The organism is Azoarcus sp. CIB (assembly GCF_001190925.1).
Classification (GTDB): domain Bacteria; phylum Pseudomonadota; class Gammaproteobacteria; order Burkholderiales; family Rhodocyclaceae; genus Aromatoleum.
Map to the genome: position 1 here is coordinate 261,945 of NZ_CP011072.1, position 14,440 is coordinate 276,384.

Here is a 14,440-nt window from a genome sequence, read left to right on the forward strand (position 1 = left end):
GGATTATAGGTACGAGACTCGGCCTTACACTGATCCAGGTCAATCGTGCTCGTTTGTATAAGAATCTTTCAATTTCATTATGGATACTGTCCCGCGGACAGCTTGATGACATCCCGCTACAATCGGCGGCGAGGAGGATGCTATGAATATCGAATGGTGGCACTGGACCGTCGTCGGCATCGCGCTGATCCTGGCCGAGCTGGCGCTGCCGTCCTTCTTCCTGATCTGGTTCGGCATCGCGGGGTTGGCGATGGCGCTCGTGCTGCTCGTCGCGCCCGAACTGTCGCTCACCGCCCAGATCGCCACCTGGACCGCCCTGTCGCTGGTCATGGTCGTGCTGTGGTTCCGCGTGTTCAAGCCCAGCTTCCACAAGACCCGCATCGGCACCTCCGCGGGCGAGGTCATCGGCGAAGTCGGCCTGCTGGTCGGCGCGGTCGCGCCCTTCCAGCGCGGCAAGGTGCGCTTTCAGCGACCGCTGCTGGGTGCGGAGGAATGGGTGTGCCTCGCCGAAAGTCCGATTGCAGCCGGCGAACGCGTGCGCGTCGTCGCCGTCGAGGGCAGTTTCCTGAAAGTCGTCAAAGCCTGAGGAGGTTTCATGAGCGGTAGTTTCGTCTTCGTCGTCGCGGTACTCATCTTTGTCGTCGTCACCCTCGCCAAGGGCGTGCGCATCCTGCCGCAGGGCGAGGAATGGATCGTCGAGCGTCTCGGCAAGTACAACGGGACGCTCAAGCCCGGCCTCAACATCATCATTCCCTACCTCGACCGCGTCGCCTACAAGCTCGTCACCAAGGACATCATCCTCGACGTGCAGGAACAGGAAGTCATCACGCGCGACAACGCCGTGATCCTTACCAACGCCATCGCCTTCATCAAGGTCACCGACCCGGTGAAGGCCGTGTATGGCGTCACCGACTTCGCCGAGGCGATCCGCAACCTGATCATGACCACGCTACGCTCCATCGTCGGCGAGATGGAACTCGACGAGGCGCTGTCCTCGCGCGACAAGATCAAGGCACGCCTGCGCGAGAGCATCGCCGACGAGGCCGTCGACTGGGGCCTCACGGTGAAGTCCGTCGAGATCCAGGACATCAAGCCCTCGCAGTCGATGCAGCGCGCGATGGAAATGCAGGCCGCCGCCGAGCGCGAACGCAAGGCCGCCGTCACCAAGGCCGAAGGCGCCAAGCAGGCCGCCATCCTCGAGGCCGAAGCGCGTCTCGAATCCGCCAAGCGCGACGCCAACGCCCAGGTCATGCTCGCCGAAGCCTCCGCCGAAGCGATCCGCCGCGTCGCCGCCGCGGTCGGCGACCAGACCGGCCCGATGATGTACCTGCTGGGCGAGAAGTACATCGCGTCGATGGAACGCATGGGCTCGTCCGAGAGCGCCAAGGTCGTCGTGCTGCCGGCCGACCTGCAGGAGACGGTCCGCGGCCTGCTTGCCCGTGGCAGGGCGGCGATGTAGGCGGCGGTCGCTGCGTCAGCGGGATGCCGTAAGGGTGCCGAAGCGTCGTCACGAAACAGACTGTTACCGCTGTCCAGCGCCGGCGGGGATCCGCCGCAAGCGGGAGACCGGTCCGCCACTCCAGGTTGCATGAAGTGCAATCCGATCAATGATTTACGTGTCAGGCGCCCCCGCCTGACAGCGGCCGCCGGACGGCGACCGGGTCCGGCGCAATCGCCTCGGTCGCGATGGGCGCCTTCCCCTGCGGAACTCTGAAACCATGGGGGGTCCAATACTTCTGTCGATCGGCCCGCTGCAACCGAATCCTTCCTCAAGAGGGCATGCATGCGGCTGCCGGGGGTGCGGAATCGATCCAAGCGCTCGTTCTACGCGGACGAGACGCGCAGACAGACCCCAACAGGCAGGAGGATGCTATGAGTTCCATGAAACGGAAGTCGTTGCTGGCCATCGCCGTCACAACGCTCGTTGCGGTCCCGCTAGGGGCTGCGGCGGCGGACCAGTACTCGGAGGGCCAGAGCCAGCAGCAGCACTCGCGGATGAGTACTTCGGGGCAACTGAAGACGATGACGCCGAGCCAGCTGCGAGGAACCCAGGTCGTCGGGACCAACGGCGAGCATATCGGTTCGGTGAAGACGGTCGTCCAAAGCCGTCAGGACAAGAACATCCAGGCTGTGATCGCCACCAGCAGCGCCATGGGTGGCGACGGCAGGGATGTCACCGTGCCGCTCGACCGCATGCGCTACGAGGACGGCAAGCTGCGCTTGAGCGCGAGCGCCGACGACCTGAGAACATGGCCCACATACCGTGGCGATCAGTACGTCGAACTGCGGCCGATGGACCAGCCGCTGAGCGAATTCTCGGCGTTCGAGACCGTACCGGACCGGTCGGCGACGCACAGCCAGATGAGAAGCGGCGAACGGGGCCCGATGTGGCGTCAGGGCAGCCAAACGGGTGCCGAGAGCCGCACGAACGCGTTCTATCCCGAGACGCAGCAGTTCACGCCGTAGACGTACCGGAACGGAGCGAAGCGGGACAGCACCTGTTCCTTGTCGCGCGAAGGCCGGCGCGCCGGAGGGCGTGCCGGCCTTCGATCATTTGTCGAAGGCCGCGAGGTCGGCGATGTCGCCCGACGGGCCTGTCGCCGCCGTCAGGCAGTTGCTGAGGACGAGGCGCGGCGGCTCGAACGAGAAAATGAAGGGCGCCGCACGCTGGAGCGCGCTGAGTCCCAGGATCGGGCGCGTTGCCCCGGGGAAGACCGCGGCCTCGACGTCCTTGAGCCAGCATCCACCGCCGATGCTGACGGCCTCGATCAGGTACACCGGCACGGTCAGCTCGTTGCCGTTCGCGAGCCTGCCGCGCAAGTCCTTCACGTAGCGCGCCCGGCCCGCCGCCTCGAGCTGCGCCAGCATCTCCTCGTTGATCGTCATGTAGCCGGAGCCGGTATCCACCATCAGGTCGACCGTCCCGAGGCCCTCGATGCGGCCCTCGACTGAGAATGTCGTCGCGCTGGTCGCGCGCATATCGACGGTCGTGTCGAACTCCCCGGCAGATGCGAAGCTGAAGGTGCCCGCGAGCACTGCGGTCAAGAGGCACGGAATTTTCTTCATGCAACGATCCCCGGAAAAGCGGTTTGACGGTGAGTCCGGCGGTCCGGACATCGTGATGGTAAATCAAGCAACAGCCGTGCCGTCTGCACGCGACCGCACTTGAGCTAACGGCCTGATTTGCAATTTCTTTAGCGGATCGCGAAGAACCGCTCGTGGCGCGGCTCTCCGCTTCAGGCACGCCGTCCGCGCGCGGTCCGTCGCACCGCGGCGTGGTCCGCTTTCCCGAGCATCGATCCCGAAACGGGGAATGCCGCGGGCTGCCCACCCCATCCCGGTGCACGTCCGCCCGGCAGCGCGAGGCGATATCGGGTACGGTGGCGGTGCGCCGGAGGTATCGCCATGCGATACTTGATGACATGCGCTCGCACCGCTCACGCCATGCGGATAATCTGGGCGCCACTTCCCCGACGGACCGCCGACCATGAGCACCACCGCCGACCTCGTCGCCACGCTGAAAACCGAGCTGAAAGCCGCCGGCCTGACCTATGCCGCGCTGGCCGAACGCCTCGGCATGGCCGAATCCAGCGTCAAGCGCATGTTCTCCGCCAGCGGCGACATGCCGCTGTCGCGCATCGACGCGATCTGCCGCGCGCTGAACCTGGACTTCGCCGACCTCGCGCGCCGCGTCGCCGAGAATGAGCCGCTGCTCGACGAGTTGTCGCTCGCGCAGGAGAAGGCCGTCGTCGGCGACCGCAAGCTGCTGCTGGTCGCGATCTGCTGCCTGAGCCACTGGACGGCGGAACAGATCGTCGCGACCTACCAGCTCGGCGAGGCCGAGGTCGTCAAGCACCTCGCCCAGCTCGACCGCCTGGGCATCATTGACCTGCGACCGGGCAACCGCTATCACCTCAAGGTCGCGAAGGGCTTCCGCTGGCGGCCGCAGGGACCGGTGATGCAGTACTTTCGCAATGACGTCATCGACGACTACTTCGCCGGCGGCTTCGACGGCGAATCCGAGATGCTGATGGTCGTGCACGGCCAGATCGGGCGCGGGCTGGCGCATTCCTTCCGCGAGCGCCTCGCGCGCGTCGGCCAGGACTTCGTGCAGCAACACATCGCCGACCAGAAGCTCGCGCCCGCCGATCGCCGCCCCTACACCATCGTCATCGGCATGCGCTCGTGGCTGATGGCGGCTTTCCGCGACATGAAGCGCCCCGACGTGCCGTGGCCCGACGCGTCCGCGCGCTGACGATTCCGGCCCGACACCTCCCACTCCACGAACGACGAGATCCGACCATGCGCCGAGCGCTCCTGAAACCCCTGCTGCGCGCCATCGCCCGCCTGTTGTTCCGCGTGCGCGTGAGCGGCCATGCCCCGGCCGACGCCTCGCGCCTGCTGGTGATCGCGAACCACGAGTCCTTCCTCGACGGCCTGCTGCTCGGGCTCTTCCTGCCGCTCGACCCGGTGTTCGTCGTGCATACCTCGGTCGCGAACAACCGCTGGTTTCGTCTGATGCTGTCGCTGGTCGACTACCTCGCGGTCGATCCGACGAGTCCGATGGCGATGAAGAAGGTCGTGCGCCTGCTCGAATCCGGCCGCCCGGTCGTGATCTTCCCCGAAGGGCGCATCACGACCACCGGCAGCCTGATGAAGACCTACGACGGTCCCGCCTTCGTCGCCGCGCGCACCGGCGCGACGATCCTGCCGGTGAAGATCGACGGCGCCGCGCGCACCTACTTCTCGCGCATGGGCGGACGCTTCCCGCGCCGGCTCCTGCCGCAGCTCACGCTGACGATCCACCCCGTGACGCGCATCGACGTACCCGTCGCGCCGACCGCGCGCGAGCGCCGCCGCAAGGCCGGCGAGGCGATGCGCCGCATCATGCAGGAGATGATCTTCGCGAGCCGCCCGCAGCAGACGCTGTTCGAGGCGCTGCTCGACGCCGCGTCCATCCACGGCCGTTCGCGTCGCCTCGTCGAGGACCTGAAGCAGGAGGAGTACTCCTACGGCGACCTCATCAAGATGGCGCTCGCGCTGGGCCGCCTTGTCGCGAAGGAATCCGCGCCCGGCGAGCACGTCGGCATCCTGCTGCCCAACCTCGCGCCGACGCTGGCCCTCGTCTTCGGCCTCACCGCCTGCCGCCGCATCCCCGCGATGCTCAACTACACCGCCGGGGCCGACGGCATGCAGGCCGCGTGCACGGCCGCGCGGATCCGCACCATCCTCACCTCGCGCGCCTTCGTCGAGCAGGCGAAGCTCGGCGACAAGCTCGCGGCGCTCGTCGATTGGGGCGCCGACGTGCGTGTCGTGTATCTCGAAGACCTGCGCGCGAAGATGGGCCTCGCCGACAAGCTGTGGCTCGTGCTGTGGGCGACCCGCTTCCCGCACGCGGCGACGCATATCGGCTCGCCCGAGGATACGGCGGTGGTGCTGTTCACTTCCGGTTCCGAGGGCAAGCCCAAGGGCGTCGTGCTGTCGCACCGCGCGCTCCTCGCCAACATCGCGCAGATCCGCGCGGTGGTCGATTTCTCGGTCGACGACAAGATCCTCAACGCGCTGCCGCTGTTCCACTCCTTCGGCCTCACCGCGGGCGGGCTGCTGCCGGTGCTCTCGGGCGCGAACGTGTTCCTCTACCCCAGCCCGCTGCACTACCGCGTGATCCCCGAACTCGCCTACGACCGCGGCTGCAGCGTGCTGCTGGGCACCAGCACCTTCCTCGCGAACTACGCGCGTTTCGCCCACCCCTACGACTTCTACCGCCTGCGCTACGTCATCGCCGGCGCCGAGAAACTCGCCGAGCCGGTGCGCCAGCTGTGGTTCGAGCGCTTCGGCATCCGCATCTTCGAAGGCTACGGCGCCACCGAGACGGCGCCGGTGATGGCGGTGAACACGCCGATGGCCTACCGCAGCGGCACCGTCGGCCAGTTCCTGCCCGGCCTGCAGGCGCGCCTGGTGCCGGTGCCGGGGATCGAGCAGGGCGGCATGCTGCACGTGTCCGGTCCCAACCTGATGAGCGGTTACCTCAAGGTCGAGGCGCCGGGTGTGCTGCAGCCACCGGCATCGCATGCGGGTGACGGCTGGTACGAGACCGGCGACGTCGTCGATATCGACGACGACGGCTTCGTGCGCATCGTCGGCCGGGTCAAGCGCTTCGCGAAGATCGCCGGCGAGATGGTGAGCCTGGAGGCGGTCGAGAAGCTCGCCGCGGCAACCGTGCCGGCCGCCCAGCACGCCGCGTCCACCCAGGCCGACGCCGCGAAGGGCGAGGCGCTGGTGCTGTTCACGAGCGACCGCGGCCTCACCCGCGAGCGCCTGCTCGCGGCGGCGCGCGACTTTGGCGTGCCCGAGCTCGCGGTGCCGCGCAAGATCGTGCCGGTCGAGGCACTACCGCTGCTGGGCACCGGCAAGATCGATTATGTGACGCTCAAACGTTGGGCGCAGGCCGCCTGAGCCTGGCCCCCTATACTTGCAGCCAATTTCCGCATCGGACCCGACATGAGTTCGCAATTCAAGCTGATGGGCGAACGGCGCTTCCTGCCCTTCTTCCTCACGCAGTTCCTCGGCGCCTTCAACGACAACCTGTACAAGAACGCGCTCGTGGTGCTGATCACCTTCCAGGCGGCGCGCTACACGACGCTCGCGCCGGGCGTGCTGGTGAATCTCGCTGCGGGCATCTTCATCCTGCCCTTCTTCCTGTTCTCCGCGACCTCCGGCCAGCTCGCGGACAAGTTCGAGAAGACGCGCCTGATCCGCTTCGTGAAGCTCTTCGAGATCGGCGTGATGGCGCTCGCGACGGTCGCTTTCGCGCTCGACTCGCTGGCGCTGCTGTTTGCCGCGCTGTTCTTGATGGGCCTGCATTCGACGCTCTTCGGGCCGGTGAAGTACGCGGTGCTGCCGGTGTATCTGCGCGAGGAGGAACTCGTCGGCGGCAATGCGCTGGTCGAGGCCGGCACCTTCATCGCGATCCTGATCGGCACCATCGCCGGCGGCGTGACGATCGCGCTGCCCGGCGGCGCGGCGTGGCTGTCGGCGGCGGTGCTGGCGGTCGCGGTGGCGGGCTACCTGACGAGCCGCGCGATTCCCCCCGCGCCGGCGGCCGATCCGACGCTGCGAATCAACTGGAACCCGCTCACCGAAACCTGGCGCAACATCGCCTTCACGCGCGGCAACCGCACCGTGTTCCTGTCCATCCTCGGCATCTCGTGGTTCTGGTTCTACGGCGCGCTGTTCCTGTCGCAGTTTCCCGGCTACGCGAAGGATGTGTTCGGCGGCGACGAGCATGCGGTGACGCTGCTGCTCGCGCTGTTCTCGGTTGGCATCGGCGTCGGCTCCCTGCTGTGCGAGAAGCTTTCCGGCAAGCACGTCGAGATCGGCCTCGTGCCTTTCGGTTCGATCGGCCTGTCCGTCTTCGCGTTCGACCTGTGGTGGGCGAGCCCGGCCGCCGCGCACGCGGGCGCGGCCCTGCCGCTCGCGACGGTGCTGGCGGAACCGGCGACCTGGCGCGCGCTCTTCGACCTCGTGATGATCGGCGTGTTCGGCGGCTTCTTCATCGTGCCGCTGTACGCGCTGGTGCAGTCGCGCTCGGAACCGGCACACCGCTCGCGCATCATCGCCGGCAACAACATCCTCAATGCTGCCTTCATGGTCGTCGCCGCGGGCCTCGGCGCGGGCCTGCTCGCCGCCGGCTTCACGATCCCGCAGCTGATCCTGATCACCGCGGTGCTCAATGCGGCGGTCGCGCTCTACATCTACACGCTGGTGCCGGAGTTCCTCGTGCGCTTCATCGTGTGGCTGTTGGTGCACACGGTCTATCGCCTGCGCGTGAAGGGCGTCGAGCACATCCCGGAAGAGGGGCCGGCGCTGATCGTCGCGAACCATGTCAGCTTCGTCGATGCGCTGGTGATCACGGCCGCGTCGCGCCGCCCGATCCGCTTCGTCATGGACCACCACATCTTCCGCTGGCCGATCCTGTCCTTCGTGTTCCGCTCCAGCCGGGCGATCCCGATCGCATCGGCGAAGGAGGATGCAGCGATGATGGAGCGTGCCTTCGACGAGGTCGCTCGGGCGCTCGAAGCCGGCGAACTGGTCGGCATCTTCCCGGAAGGACGCATCACCGACGACGGCGAGCTGAAGCCGTTCCGCCCCGGCATTCGCCGCATCGTCGAGCGCACCCCGGTGCCGGTGGTGCCGCTCGCGCTGCGCGGCCTGTGGGGCAGCAGCTTCAGCCGCAAGGACGGCCCCGCGATGAGCCGCCCCCTGCGCCGCGGGCTCTTCAGCCGCATCGAGCTGGTCGGCGGTACGCCCTTCGCACCGGATGCGGCCACGCCCGAAAGCCTGCAGGCGGCGATCGCCGGGCTGCGCGGCGAGATGCGCTAATCAGTCGCGCGCGAGGAAGGCCTCGATCGCCGCCGCCACCTGCTCCGGCTGGTCGTGCTGCAGGTTGTGGCCGGATTCGGTGATTGTCACGCTCCGCATATCCGCGAAGCACGCGAGGCGGCGCTCGATCTCCGCCGGATCGCCGGCGAAGCGCTCGGCCACGTAGCCCTTGTCGGCCAGCAGCATCAGCACCGGCGCCCGGATGCCGCGCCAGGACGCCATCACGTCGCCGGCCTGGTAGCGCACCGGCGCCGGCACCTTGTGCCACGGGTCGCCCGCCATCGTCACCCGGCCGTCGGGCAGCGTGCGCGACACGTTGCGCGCGAGGTAGGCGGCGCGCGCGTCGCTCAAGCGCGGATTGGCGAGCTGCAGCCGGCGTGCGAAGCCGTCGTGATCGGGATAGCTGCGGAGCGGCTGTTCCTTGCGCAGGTTGTCGAGCCAGCCGGCGAGCTGCCTGGGCGCGTCCGTGTCGCTCGTCGCGCTGAGGCCGAGGAAGTCCATCATCACGAGCTGCGCGACGCGTTCGGGGCGCACGCCCGCGTACGTGGACGAGATTGCCGCGCCCATGCTGTGCCCGACGATGCGCGCCGGGCGGTCCGGGGAATAATGCGCGAGCAACGCGTCGAGGTCGCCGTAGTAGTCGGGGAACCAGTACGGGCGGCCGAGCCACTCGCTCGCGCCGTAGCCGCGCCAGTCGGGCGCGATCACATGCCAGTCGTGCGCGAGCGCATCGACGAGGAACTGGAAGGTCGCGGAGCTATCCATCCAGCCGTGCAGGAAGAGCACGGCCGGGGCGTCCGCGGCGCCCCAGTGGCGGACGTTGTAGCGCAGCCCGCGGATGTCGAGCTGCTCGCAGGTAGATGGTTTCATGCGTCCGATGATAGCAGGCCCCGGCGTCCGCCCCGCCCGGCAGGGCCATCGGACGGGGCATCGTAGGGCGGGAGCAGCGCAGCGTATCCCGCCACAGGGCGTGTGCTCACCTGGCTTTCGTCGGCGGGATGCGCCTTCGTTTCGTGCGGCCCTGCGAATGCGGCTCGCGATCTCAGGCGCCGGTGATTTCGCGCGACGTCAGCGTGTAGCGGAAGTTGGCCGGGTCCAGGCTGTCGAAGCGGCCGTCGCGGTTCTCGCCCTGCGGATACATCAGGAAGGGGGCCTCGGGGCCTTCGCTGCCGGGCAGGCGGATGTCGTGGCCGAAGTTGTACGCCAGCCAGTTCATCTCCCACGCGCCGAACAGCGTGTTGCGCGCGGCGAGGACCTTCGGGTCCGCCAGCAGCAGGCTCCCGGGTGGCTCTTCGAGGGCGACCTTGCGCACGTCGGCGGGATCGACCGGCACCCAGCCGGCGTGTTCCAGCCATACCTCGGCGCGGCAGTGCTGCGCCTTCGACACGTCGCCGCTCTTGCCCAGGCTCTTGTAGCCGTAGCGCGAGTCGGCGACGCGGACGCCGTACACGTCGCGCGCCGGCAGGCCCAGCGAGCGCGCGAGGCCGACGTAGAGCGCGTTGAGGTCGGCGCACTTGCCGGAGAGGTCGCCCGTCTCCAGCATCGCGCGAATGTCGCCCAGCCCGCAGCCGCGGGTCTTCGGATTGCGGAAGGTGTTCGTGACGATCCAGTCGTAGATCGCGCGCGCCTTGTCCTCGTCGCTCTTCGCGCCGCGCGTGATCTCGCGTGCGGTGTCGAGCACGATGCCGTCGGTCGGCAGCATCGCGGTCGCGCGGGTGTACAGCGCGCGTTCGGCAGCAGCCAGCCTGGGCATGCGGCCGCCGTGGGCGAGGTCGACGGCGCGGTCGCGCGTCGCGCAGCGGCTGACGATCTCGATCGCCGGTGCCTTGGTGGCTTCGGGCCAGGTCGCGTGCAGCATCGTTGCGCCGTACACCGGGTCGGCCGCGATGTACATGCCGGTCGCGTTGCCGCTCCACAGGTTGCCCATCGGCCGGCTCCAGTCCGTCTGCGCCACGGCCGGCAGCGGGATCCATACCTGGGTCGGGCCGTCCGTCGCGACGGGTTCGACGCGCGTCACGAGTTCGAACACCCGCCAGCCGTTCTCCGGGCGGGGCGTGAAGGCGGGTGCGACCGGGGCAGCCGCGCGGCTCCAGGCCGGCAGGGCGAGGCCGGCGGCAATCGCCGAGGTCTTGAGAAAGTTTCTGCGGTTCATGGTCGATCGTCTCTTTGCTTCAGGTTCTGGTCGGGCGGGTGGCGGTTGCAGCTCTGCGGATGCGCGCACGCACGCTGTCGTGATGCCAGTCGACCTCGCCGCGCACGCGCAGCAGGGGCTGGTGGGCAGCGTCGAGCAACACCGTTGTGGGCAGGTAGCGGATGTCCCAGGCGCGCGAGATGACCTGTTCCGGGTCGTTCACGAGCGGGGGATCGACGAGGTGATCGTCGAAGAAGCGGCGCACTTCGTCCGCGCGGTCGGCGACCGCGACCGTCACCAGCGCAAGGCCGGGCTCCGATTCGGCGAGGCTGACGAGCGCCGGCATCTCGGTGCGGCAGGGCTCGCACCAGGTCGCCCAGAAATTGACCAGCACGGCCTTGCCGCGCAGAGGCTCCAGCGCCCTACGCAGGGCCGGCGGGGTAGGCGGAAGCTGTGCCACCGTTTCCAGACGCTCGCCCGGCAGCGGCGTGCGCGAATTGCCCGGCAGCGACAGGGCCGGCGGCGCGAAGGCGGCCGCGACCAGCCCCCCGATGGAGGCGAGCACGCGCCGGCGTCCGGCGCAATGCGGATCGAACATGAATCCTCTCCCGATTCTCTCGTGACCGCGTGCGTGCACGCGAAGCCACATCCATCCCGGTGCGGAAGCCGCCGGGATTTGAAAGACGCGAACGCCGTGGCGCTCCGTCGAACGAACGATGCGGTACCCAGACCGCAACTGCCTGCGGGCGACCGATACACTGATCGGTCCGTGTTGCCCGAATGTGAATTATCGCACGGTAAAGTGTCGAAGACAGCTGCAGCAGCAACTGAGCGAGCCGCTCCCACTGGGAAAACGCCCCCGCACGTGTCGGAGGCGAGCGTTCGTGCGATTACCCTGCGTGGCCTCAGGAGTCCTCGGGTGGACTGTTTTTTGCGTGCTAAAATTCAGAGTTTCGCGGCCAGTCGGTCGTGACATTTACGGAGAGAATCCTGTGAAGTCCTGGTTGTTGGTCGCTGTAGCCGCCTCGGTCGGCCTTGCCGCGTGTTCGAAGAAAGAAGAGGCTGCCGCGCCCGCCAGTCCGGCGCCTCAGGCCGCCGCCCCGGCTGCTCCCGCTGCCGTGTCCGCCGCGGCCCCGAATTCCGGCAAGATCCTGCAGCTGCTGCAGGGCGGCGGCTACTCCTATGCCGAAGTCGAGCAGGGTAACGGCGAGAAGGTGTGGATCGCCGGAGGCCAGATCCCGGTGCAGGTCGGCGATACCGTGCAGTGGGGCGATTCGGCCGTGATGACCAATTTCGCGTCGAAGTCGCTGGGTCGCACCTTCGATCGCATCCTGTTCGTGAACGCCTGGGGTCCCGCCGGCGCCGCGCCGACCGGCGTCGCACCGCACGGCACCCAGCCGATGGCCGGCCCGGCGGGCGGGGCGCATCCCCCGATGGGCGCCGCCGACCCTGCAGCCCAGGCCGCTGCTCCCGCCGGCAGCAGCGGCGAGGTCAAGAGCGTTCTGACCGGGGGTGGCTACACCTACCTGGAAGTGCTGCAGAACGGCACCACGGTGTGGGTTGCCGCGCCGGTCACGCAGGCGCAGGCGGGCGACAAGGTGAGCTGGGGCGACGGCATGGTGATGACGAACTTTACCAGCACCTCGCTGAACCGCAAGTTCGACCAGATTGTGTTCGCGAGTGCCGTGCGCGTGAGCAAGTAAGCCGGATCCGCGGCCTGCCCACGCAGGCCGCAGCATGCGACAAGGGCCGCGCGCAAGCGCGGCCCTTGTCGTTTCAGCGTAGCGGAATCGGCGTGCCGCGATCGACCGCGACCGCCGTGACGCTGTTCTGCGGGCTGCCTTCGATGATCTTGTCCGAGTAGGTCAGATACACGAGTACGTTGCGCTTCGCATCGACCATGCGCACGACCTGCAGACGCTTGAACAGGATGGACTGGCGCTCCGAGAACACCTCCTCCTTGGCCGGAAGCGGTTTCGTGACGCGCACCGGGCCCACCTGGCGGCAGGCGATGGAGGCCTCGGCGACGTCCTCGGCGAGTCCGAAAGCGCCCGACAGGCCGCCGGTCTTTGCGCGTGATACGTAGCAGGTGATGCCTTCGACGATCGGATCGTCGTAGGCTTCGACGACGATCTTGTGGTTCGGGCCGATCAGCTTCCAGACGGTCGACACCTCGGCCAGCGGTTCGGCCCGCACGCCGCCCGCAGCGAGGCCGGCGGCGAGCAGCGTGGTCGTGAAGATGCGGTGCAGGGCGGTTCTCATGCGTGGTGGTTTCCCTTGCGGTTCAGCGATCGGAGCGTCATCCGGATGCGCCATCGCAGCATCCGGGAAATGCATCGAGTATAGAGCGGACGGCCGTCAGGCGCTCTGCATTCCCGATTTCGGGAATGTGCCGGTCCGTGTCGCCGACTCTGGGAACACGCCGCCCCGCACCGCACCGTGGCGCACAATCAGGTGCGGCGGGCCGTATGCTGGCGGCAGGGCCGTGGACGAGGCAGAATGCGCTCCGCGCGGCCGGGTGCCGAACTTGCATGCATCGCCCGTAGTCGGGTGGGGAAGTTGAGCTGATGGGAAAAAAATTCTTGCGTTGGCTGGGTGGCCTGTTGGTCGCGGCCGTCCTGTACGCGGGGGCCCCGCATGCCGGCGCGGCCCTGAAAACGGTGGAGGTGCCGCCTGCGGAGGAAGCGATGCCGGCCGCGACGGCCGCACCCGCAGCGGCTCCGCGCGCGGTCGGCCAGCAGCGCACGACCGACGAGTTCTACGATCCCACCAGTCCGGCCTACGAGCGCCTGCAGCGCGCCGACGAGGCCCTGGGCGACCTGCCGCGCGACCGCGACGGCAAGATTGACTGGATGAACGCGCTGCGCCAGGGGCTGATCAAGCCGCGCCAGCGCATCGACGGCAAGGACCGCGAACCGCCGCTCGATCTCGACGTGATCCTGCGCAACACCAAGCAGATGCCCAACGTGCGCTTCCCGCATCGCGCGCACACCGAGTGGCTGGACTGCAAGAACTGCCACCCCGACCCGTTCGCCGAAAAGGCCGGCAGCACGCAGATCCGCATGGAGGACATCTTTCGCGGCCAGTTCTGCGGCAAGTGCCACGACCGCGTCGCCTTCATCACGCACCGCAACTGCTACCGCTGCCACAGCGTGAATCCGGACGGCACGCCCGCGTTGCCGCCGCAGGTGCTGCCGGTGCACCCCGCGGCTGCGCCGCCGACGCCTGCGCACTGAGCGGGGCGCGCCGCGGCTCAGGCGTTCTGGATCGACTGCAGCACCGCCGCGCCCAGCGCCGCGGGCGTCTGCGCGCCCGAGACCGCGAGACGGCGGTTGAAGATGAAGAAGGGCACGCCGTTGACCCCCTGCTTCTGCAATTGCGCCGCCATGCGTTTGACCGTTGCGGCGTCCTCGTCGCTCTCCAGGTAGGCCTCGACATCCTCGCGCTTGTCGCCCGCCGTTTCCACGGCGATGTCGACCAGCGTCGCGATGTCGCCGATGTCGCGCCCCTGCTGGAAGTGCGCGGCGAACAGCGCCTCGCCGAGGGCGTTGATCTGTGCCGCCGTGTGGCCCTGCGACTGTGCGCGGTAAGTCAGGCGGTGGGCGAGCAGCGTGTCGGGGCGCGTCGCGATGCGATCGAAGGCGAACTGCAGGCCGTCCGGAGCGGCCGCCTCGGCGATGCGTGCGAGCATTTCGTCGGCGCCGCGGCGTCCGCCGAACTTCGCCTCGAGGAAGGGACGGTACGGCTCCCCCGCGGCGGGCGTATCCGGATTGAGGAAGAAGGGTAGCCAGTTCACGCGCACTTCGAGGTCGGGATGGTTGTCGCGGACCTGTTCGAGCGCACGGGTGAGACGCGTCTTGCCGAGGAAGCACCAGGGGCAGACGAAGTCGGAAACGAAATCGATATCGAGAATCATGGATCAGGGGT

14 protein-coding genes are annotated in these 14,440 nt (G+C 68.1%); 8 read left to right on the forward strand and 6 right to left on the reverse strand.

The genetic code is table 11. The features are described from left to right. The first annotated feature begins 142 nt into the window (after positions 1-142). The 3 genes from AzCIB_RS00985 (at position 143) to AzCIB_RS00995 (ending at position 2,466) form a co-directional block, all read left to right on the forward strand. Entirely contained in the window at positions 143-586 is a 444-nt protein-coding gene (locus AzCIB_RS00985; RefSeq protein ID WP_050414179.1) for an NfeD family protein, read from the forward strand. A gap of 9 nt (positions 587-595) precedes the next feature. Further along, positions 596-1,459 (forward strand): SPFH domain-containing protein, encoded by an 864-nt coding sequence (locus AzCIB_RS00990; protein WP_050414180.1) that lies wholly within the window; start codon positions 596-598, stop codon positions 1,457-1,459. A gap of 413 nt (positions 1,460-1,872) precedes the next feature. Next, a complete protein-coding gene (locus tag AzCIB_RS00995) occupies positions 1,873-2,466 on the forward strand; it encodes a PRC-barrel domain-containing protein (RefSeq protein ID WP_050414181.1) in 594 nt (197 codons plus the stop codon). A gap of 84 nt (positions 2,467-2,550) precedes the next feature. On the opposite strand, the gene AzCIB_RS01000 is transcribed toward AzCIB_RS00995, so the two are convergent. Further along, positions 2,551-3,066, reverse strand: a complete 516-nt coding sequence (locus tag AzCIB_RS01000) for a retropepsin-like aspartic protease (protein WP_050414182.1) — start codon at positions 3,064-3,066, stop codon at positions 2,551-2,553. A 421-nt stretch (positions 3,067-3,487) separates the two neighbouring features. Here AzCIB_RS01000 and AzCIB_RS01005 point away from each other — a divergent pair, with 421 nt between their 5' ends. From AzCIB_RS01005 to AzCIB_RS01015, 3 genes are read left to right on the forward strand one after another with little or no spacing between them, the layout of a single operon-like run. Next, positions 3,488-4,255: a helix-turn-helix domain-containing protein gene (locus AzCIB_RS01005; RefSeq protein ID WP_050414183.1), complete on the forward strand. Its 768-nt coding sequence runs from the start codon at positions 3,488-3,490 to the stop codon at positions 4,253-4,255. 47 nt (positions 4,256-4,302) lie between these two features. After that, positions 4,303-6,456: a bifunctional acyl-ACP--phospholipid O-acyltransferase/long-chain-fatty-acid--ACP ligase gene (gene aas, locus AzCIB_RS01010; RefSeq protein ID WP_050414184.1), complete on the forward strand. Its 2,154-nt coding sequence runs from the start codon at positions 4,303-4,305 to the stop codon at positions 6,454-6,456. A gap of 45 nt (positions 6,457-6,501) precedes the next feature. Then, positions 6,502-8,382 carry an MFS transporter gene (locus AzCIB_RS01015; protein ID WP_050414185.1) on the forward strand — a complete coding sequence of 627 codons (1,881 nt, stop codon included), beginning with the start codon at positions 6,502-6,504 and terminating at the stop codon, positions 8,380-8,382. Here the strand turns inward: AzCIB_RS01015 and AzCIB_RS01020 are convergent, their stop codons facing one another. The 3 genes from AzCIB_RS01020 to AzCIB_RS01030 all read right to left on the reverse strand — a co-directional run bounded on the left by AzCIB_RS01020 (position 8,383) and on the right by AzCIB_RS01030 (position 11,111). Beyond that, complete coding sequence (locus AzCIB_RS01020; protein WP_050414186.1) at positions 8,383-9,252, reverse strand: alpha/beta fold hydrolase; 870 nt, start codon at positions 9,250-9,252, stop codon at positions 8,383-8,385. It lies immediately after the preceding gene. 172 nt (positions 9,253-9,424) lie between these two features. Then, positions 9,425-10,534: a transglutaminase-like domain-containing protein gene (locus AzCIB_RS01025; protein ID WP_050414187.1), complete on the reverse strand. Its 1,110-nt coding sequence runs from the start codon at positions 10,532-10,534 to the stop codon at positions 9,425-9,427. Positions 10,535-10,553: 19 nt separating this feature from the next. Continuing rightward, positions 10,554-11,111, reverse strand: a complete 558-nt coding sequence (locus AzCIB_RS01030; RefSeq protein ID WP_050414188.1) for a TlpA family protein disulfide reductase — start codon at positions 11,109-11,111, stop codon at positions 10,554-10,556. Between the two features lie 394 nt (positions 11,112-11,505). On the opposite strand from AzCIB_RS01030, the gene AzCIB_RS01035 reads away from it, so the two are divergent. Beyond that, positions 11,506-12,216, forward strand: a complete 711-nt coding sequence (locus AzCIB_RS01035; RefSeq protein WP_232299317.1) for a hypothetical protein — start codon at positions 11,506-11,508, stop codon at positions 12,214-12,216. Positions 12,217-12,289: 73 nt separating this feature from the next. Here the strand turns inward: AzCIB_RS01035 and AzCIB_RS01040 are convergent, their stop codons facing one another. Continuing rightward, positions 12,290-12,775, reverse strand: a complete 486-nt coding sequence (locus AzCIB_RS01040) for a CreA family protein (RefSeq protein WP_050414189.1) — start codon at positions 12,773-12,775, stop codon at positions 12,290-12,292. Between the two features lie 305 nt (positions 12,776-13,080). On the opposite strand from AzCIB_RS01040, the gene AzCIB_RS01045 reads away from it, so the two are divergent. Continuing rightward, positions 13,081-13,749, forward strand: coding sequence for a c(7)-type cytochrome triheme domain-containing protein (locus AzCIB_RS01045; protein WP_232299318.1), 669 nt, complete (start codon positions 13,081-13,083; stop codon positions 13,747-13,749). Positions 13,750-13,766: 17 nt separating this feature from the next. Here the strand turns inward: AzCIB_RS01045 and AzCIB_RS01050 are convergent, their stop codons facing one another. Next, entirely contained in the window at positions 13,767-14,429 is a 663-nt protein-coding gene (locus AzCIB_RS01050; RefSeq protein ID WP_050414190.1) for a DsbA family oxidoreductase, read from the reverse strand. Positions 14,430-14,440 lie beyond the last annotated feature (11 nt).

Excerpts from the sequence above, each read along its gene's own strand:
- AzCIB_RS01045 (WP_232299318.1), top strand. The coding sequence starts at position 13,081 with ATGGGAAAAAAATTCTTGCGTTGGCTGGGTGGCCTGTTGGTCGCGGCC.
- AzCIB_RS01030 (WP_050414188.1), bottom strand. The coding sequence starts at position 11,111 with ATGTTCGATCCGCATTGCGCCGGACGCCGGCGCGTGCTCGCCTCCATC.
- AzCIB_RS01025 (WP_050414187.1), bottom strand. The coding sequence starts at position 10,534 with ATGAACCGCAGAAACTTTCTCAAGACCTCGGCGATTGCCGCCGGCCTC.
- aas (WP_050414184.1), top strand. The coding sequence starts at position 4,303 with ATGCGCCGAGCGCTCCTGAAACCCCTGCTGCGCGCCATCGCCCGCCTG.
- AzCIB_RS01015 (WP_050414185.1), top strand. The coding sequence starts at position 6,502 with ATGAGTTCGCAATTCAAGCTGATGGGCGAACGGCGCTTCCTGCCCTTC.
- AzCIB_RS00995 (WP_050414181.1), top strand. The coding sequence starts at position 1,873 with ATGAGTTCCATGAAACGGAAGTCGTTGCTGGCCATCGCCGTCACAACG.
- AzCIB_RS00985 (WP_050414179.1), top strand. The coding sequence starts at position 143 with ATGAATATCGAATGGTGGCACTGGACCGTCGTCGGCATCGCGCTGATC.
- AzCIB_RS01000 (WP_050414182.1), bottom strand. The coding sequence starts at position 3,066 with ATGAAGAAAATTCCGTGCCTCTTGACCGCAGTGCTCGCGGGCACCTTC.
- AzCIB_RS01050 (WP_050414190.1), bottom strand. The coding sequence starts at position 14,429 with ATGATTCTCGATATCGATTTCGTTTCCGACTTCGTCTGCCCCTGGTGC.
- AzCIB_RS00990 (WP_050414180.1), top strand. The coding sequence starts at position 596 with ATGAGCGGTAGTTTCGTCTTCGTCGTCGCGGTACTCATCTTTGTCGTC.
- AzCIB_RS01020 (WP_050414186.1), bottom strand. The coding sequence starts at position 9,252 with ATGAAACCATCTACCTGCGAGCAGCTCGACATCCGCGGGCTGCGCTAC.
- AzCIB_RS01040 (WP_050414189.1), bottom strand. The coding sequence starts at position 12,775 with ATGAGAACCGCCCTGCACCGCATCTTCACGACCACGCTGCTCGCCGCC.
- AzCIB_RS01005 (WP_050414183.1), top strand. The coding sequence starts at position 3,488 with ATGAGCACCACCGCCGACCTCGTCGCCACGCTGAAAACCGAGCTGAAA.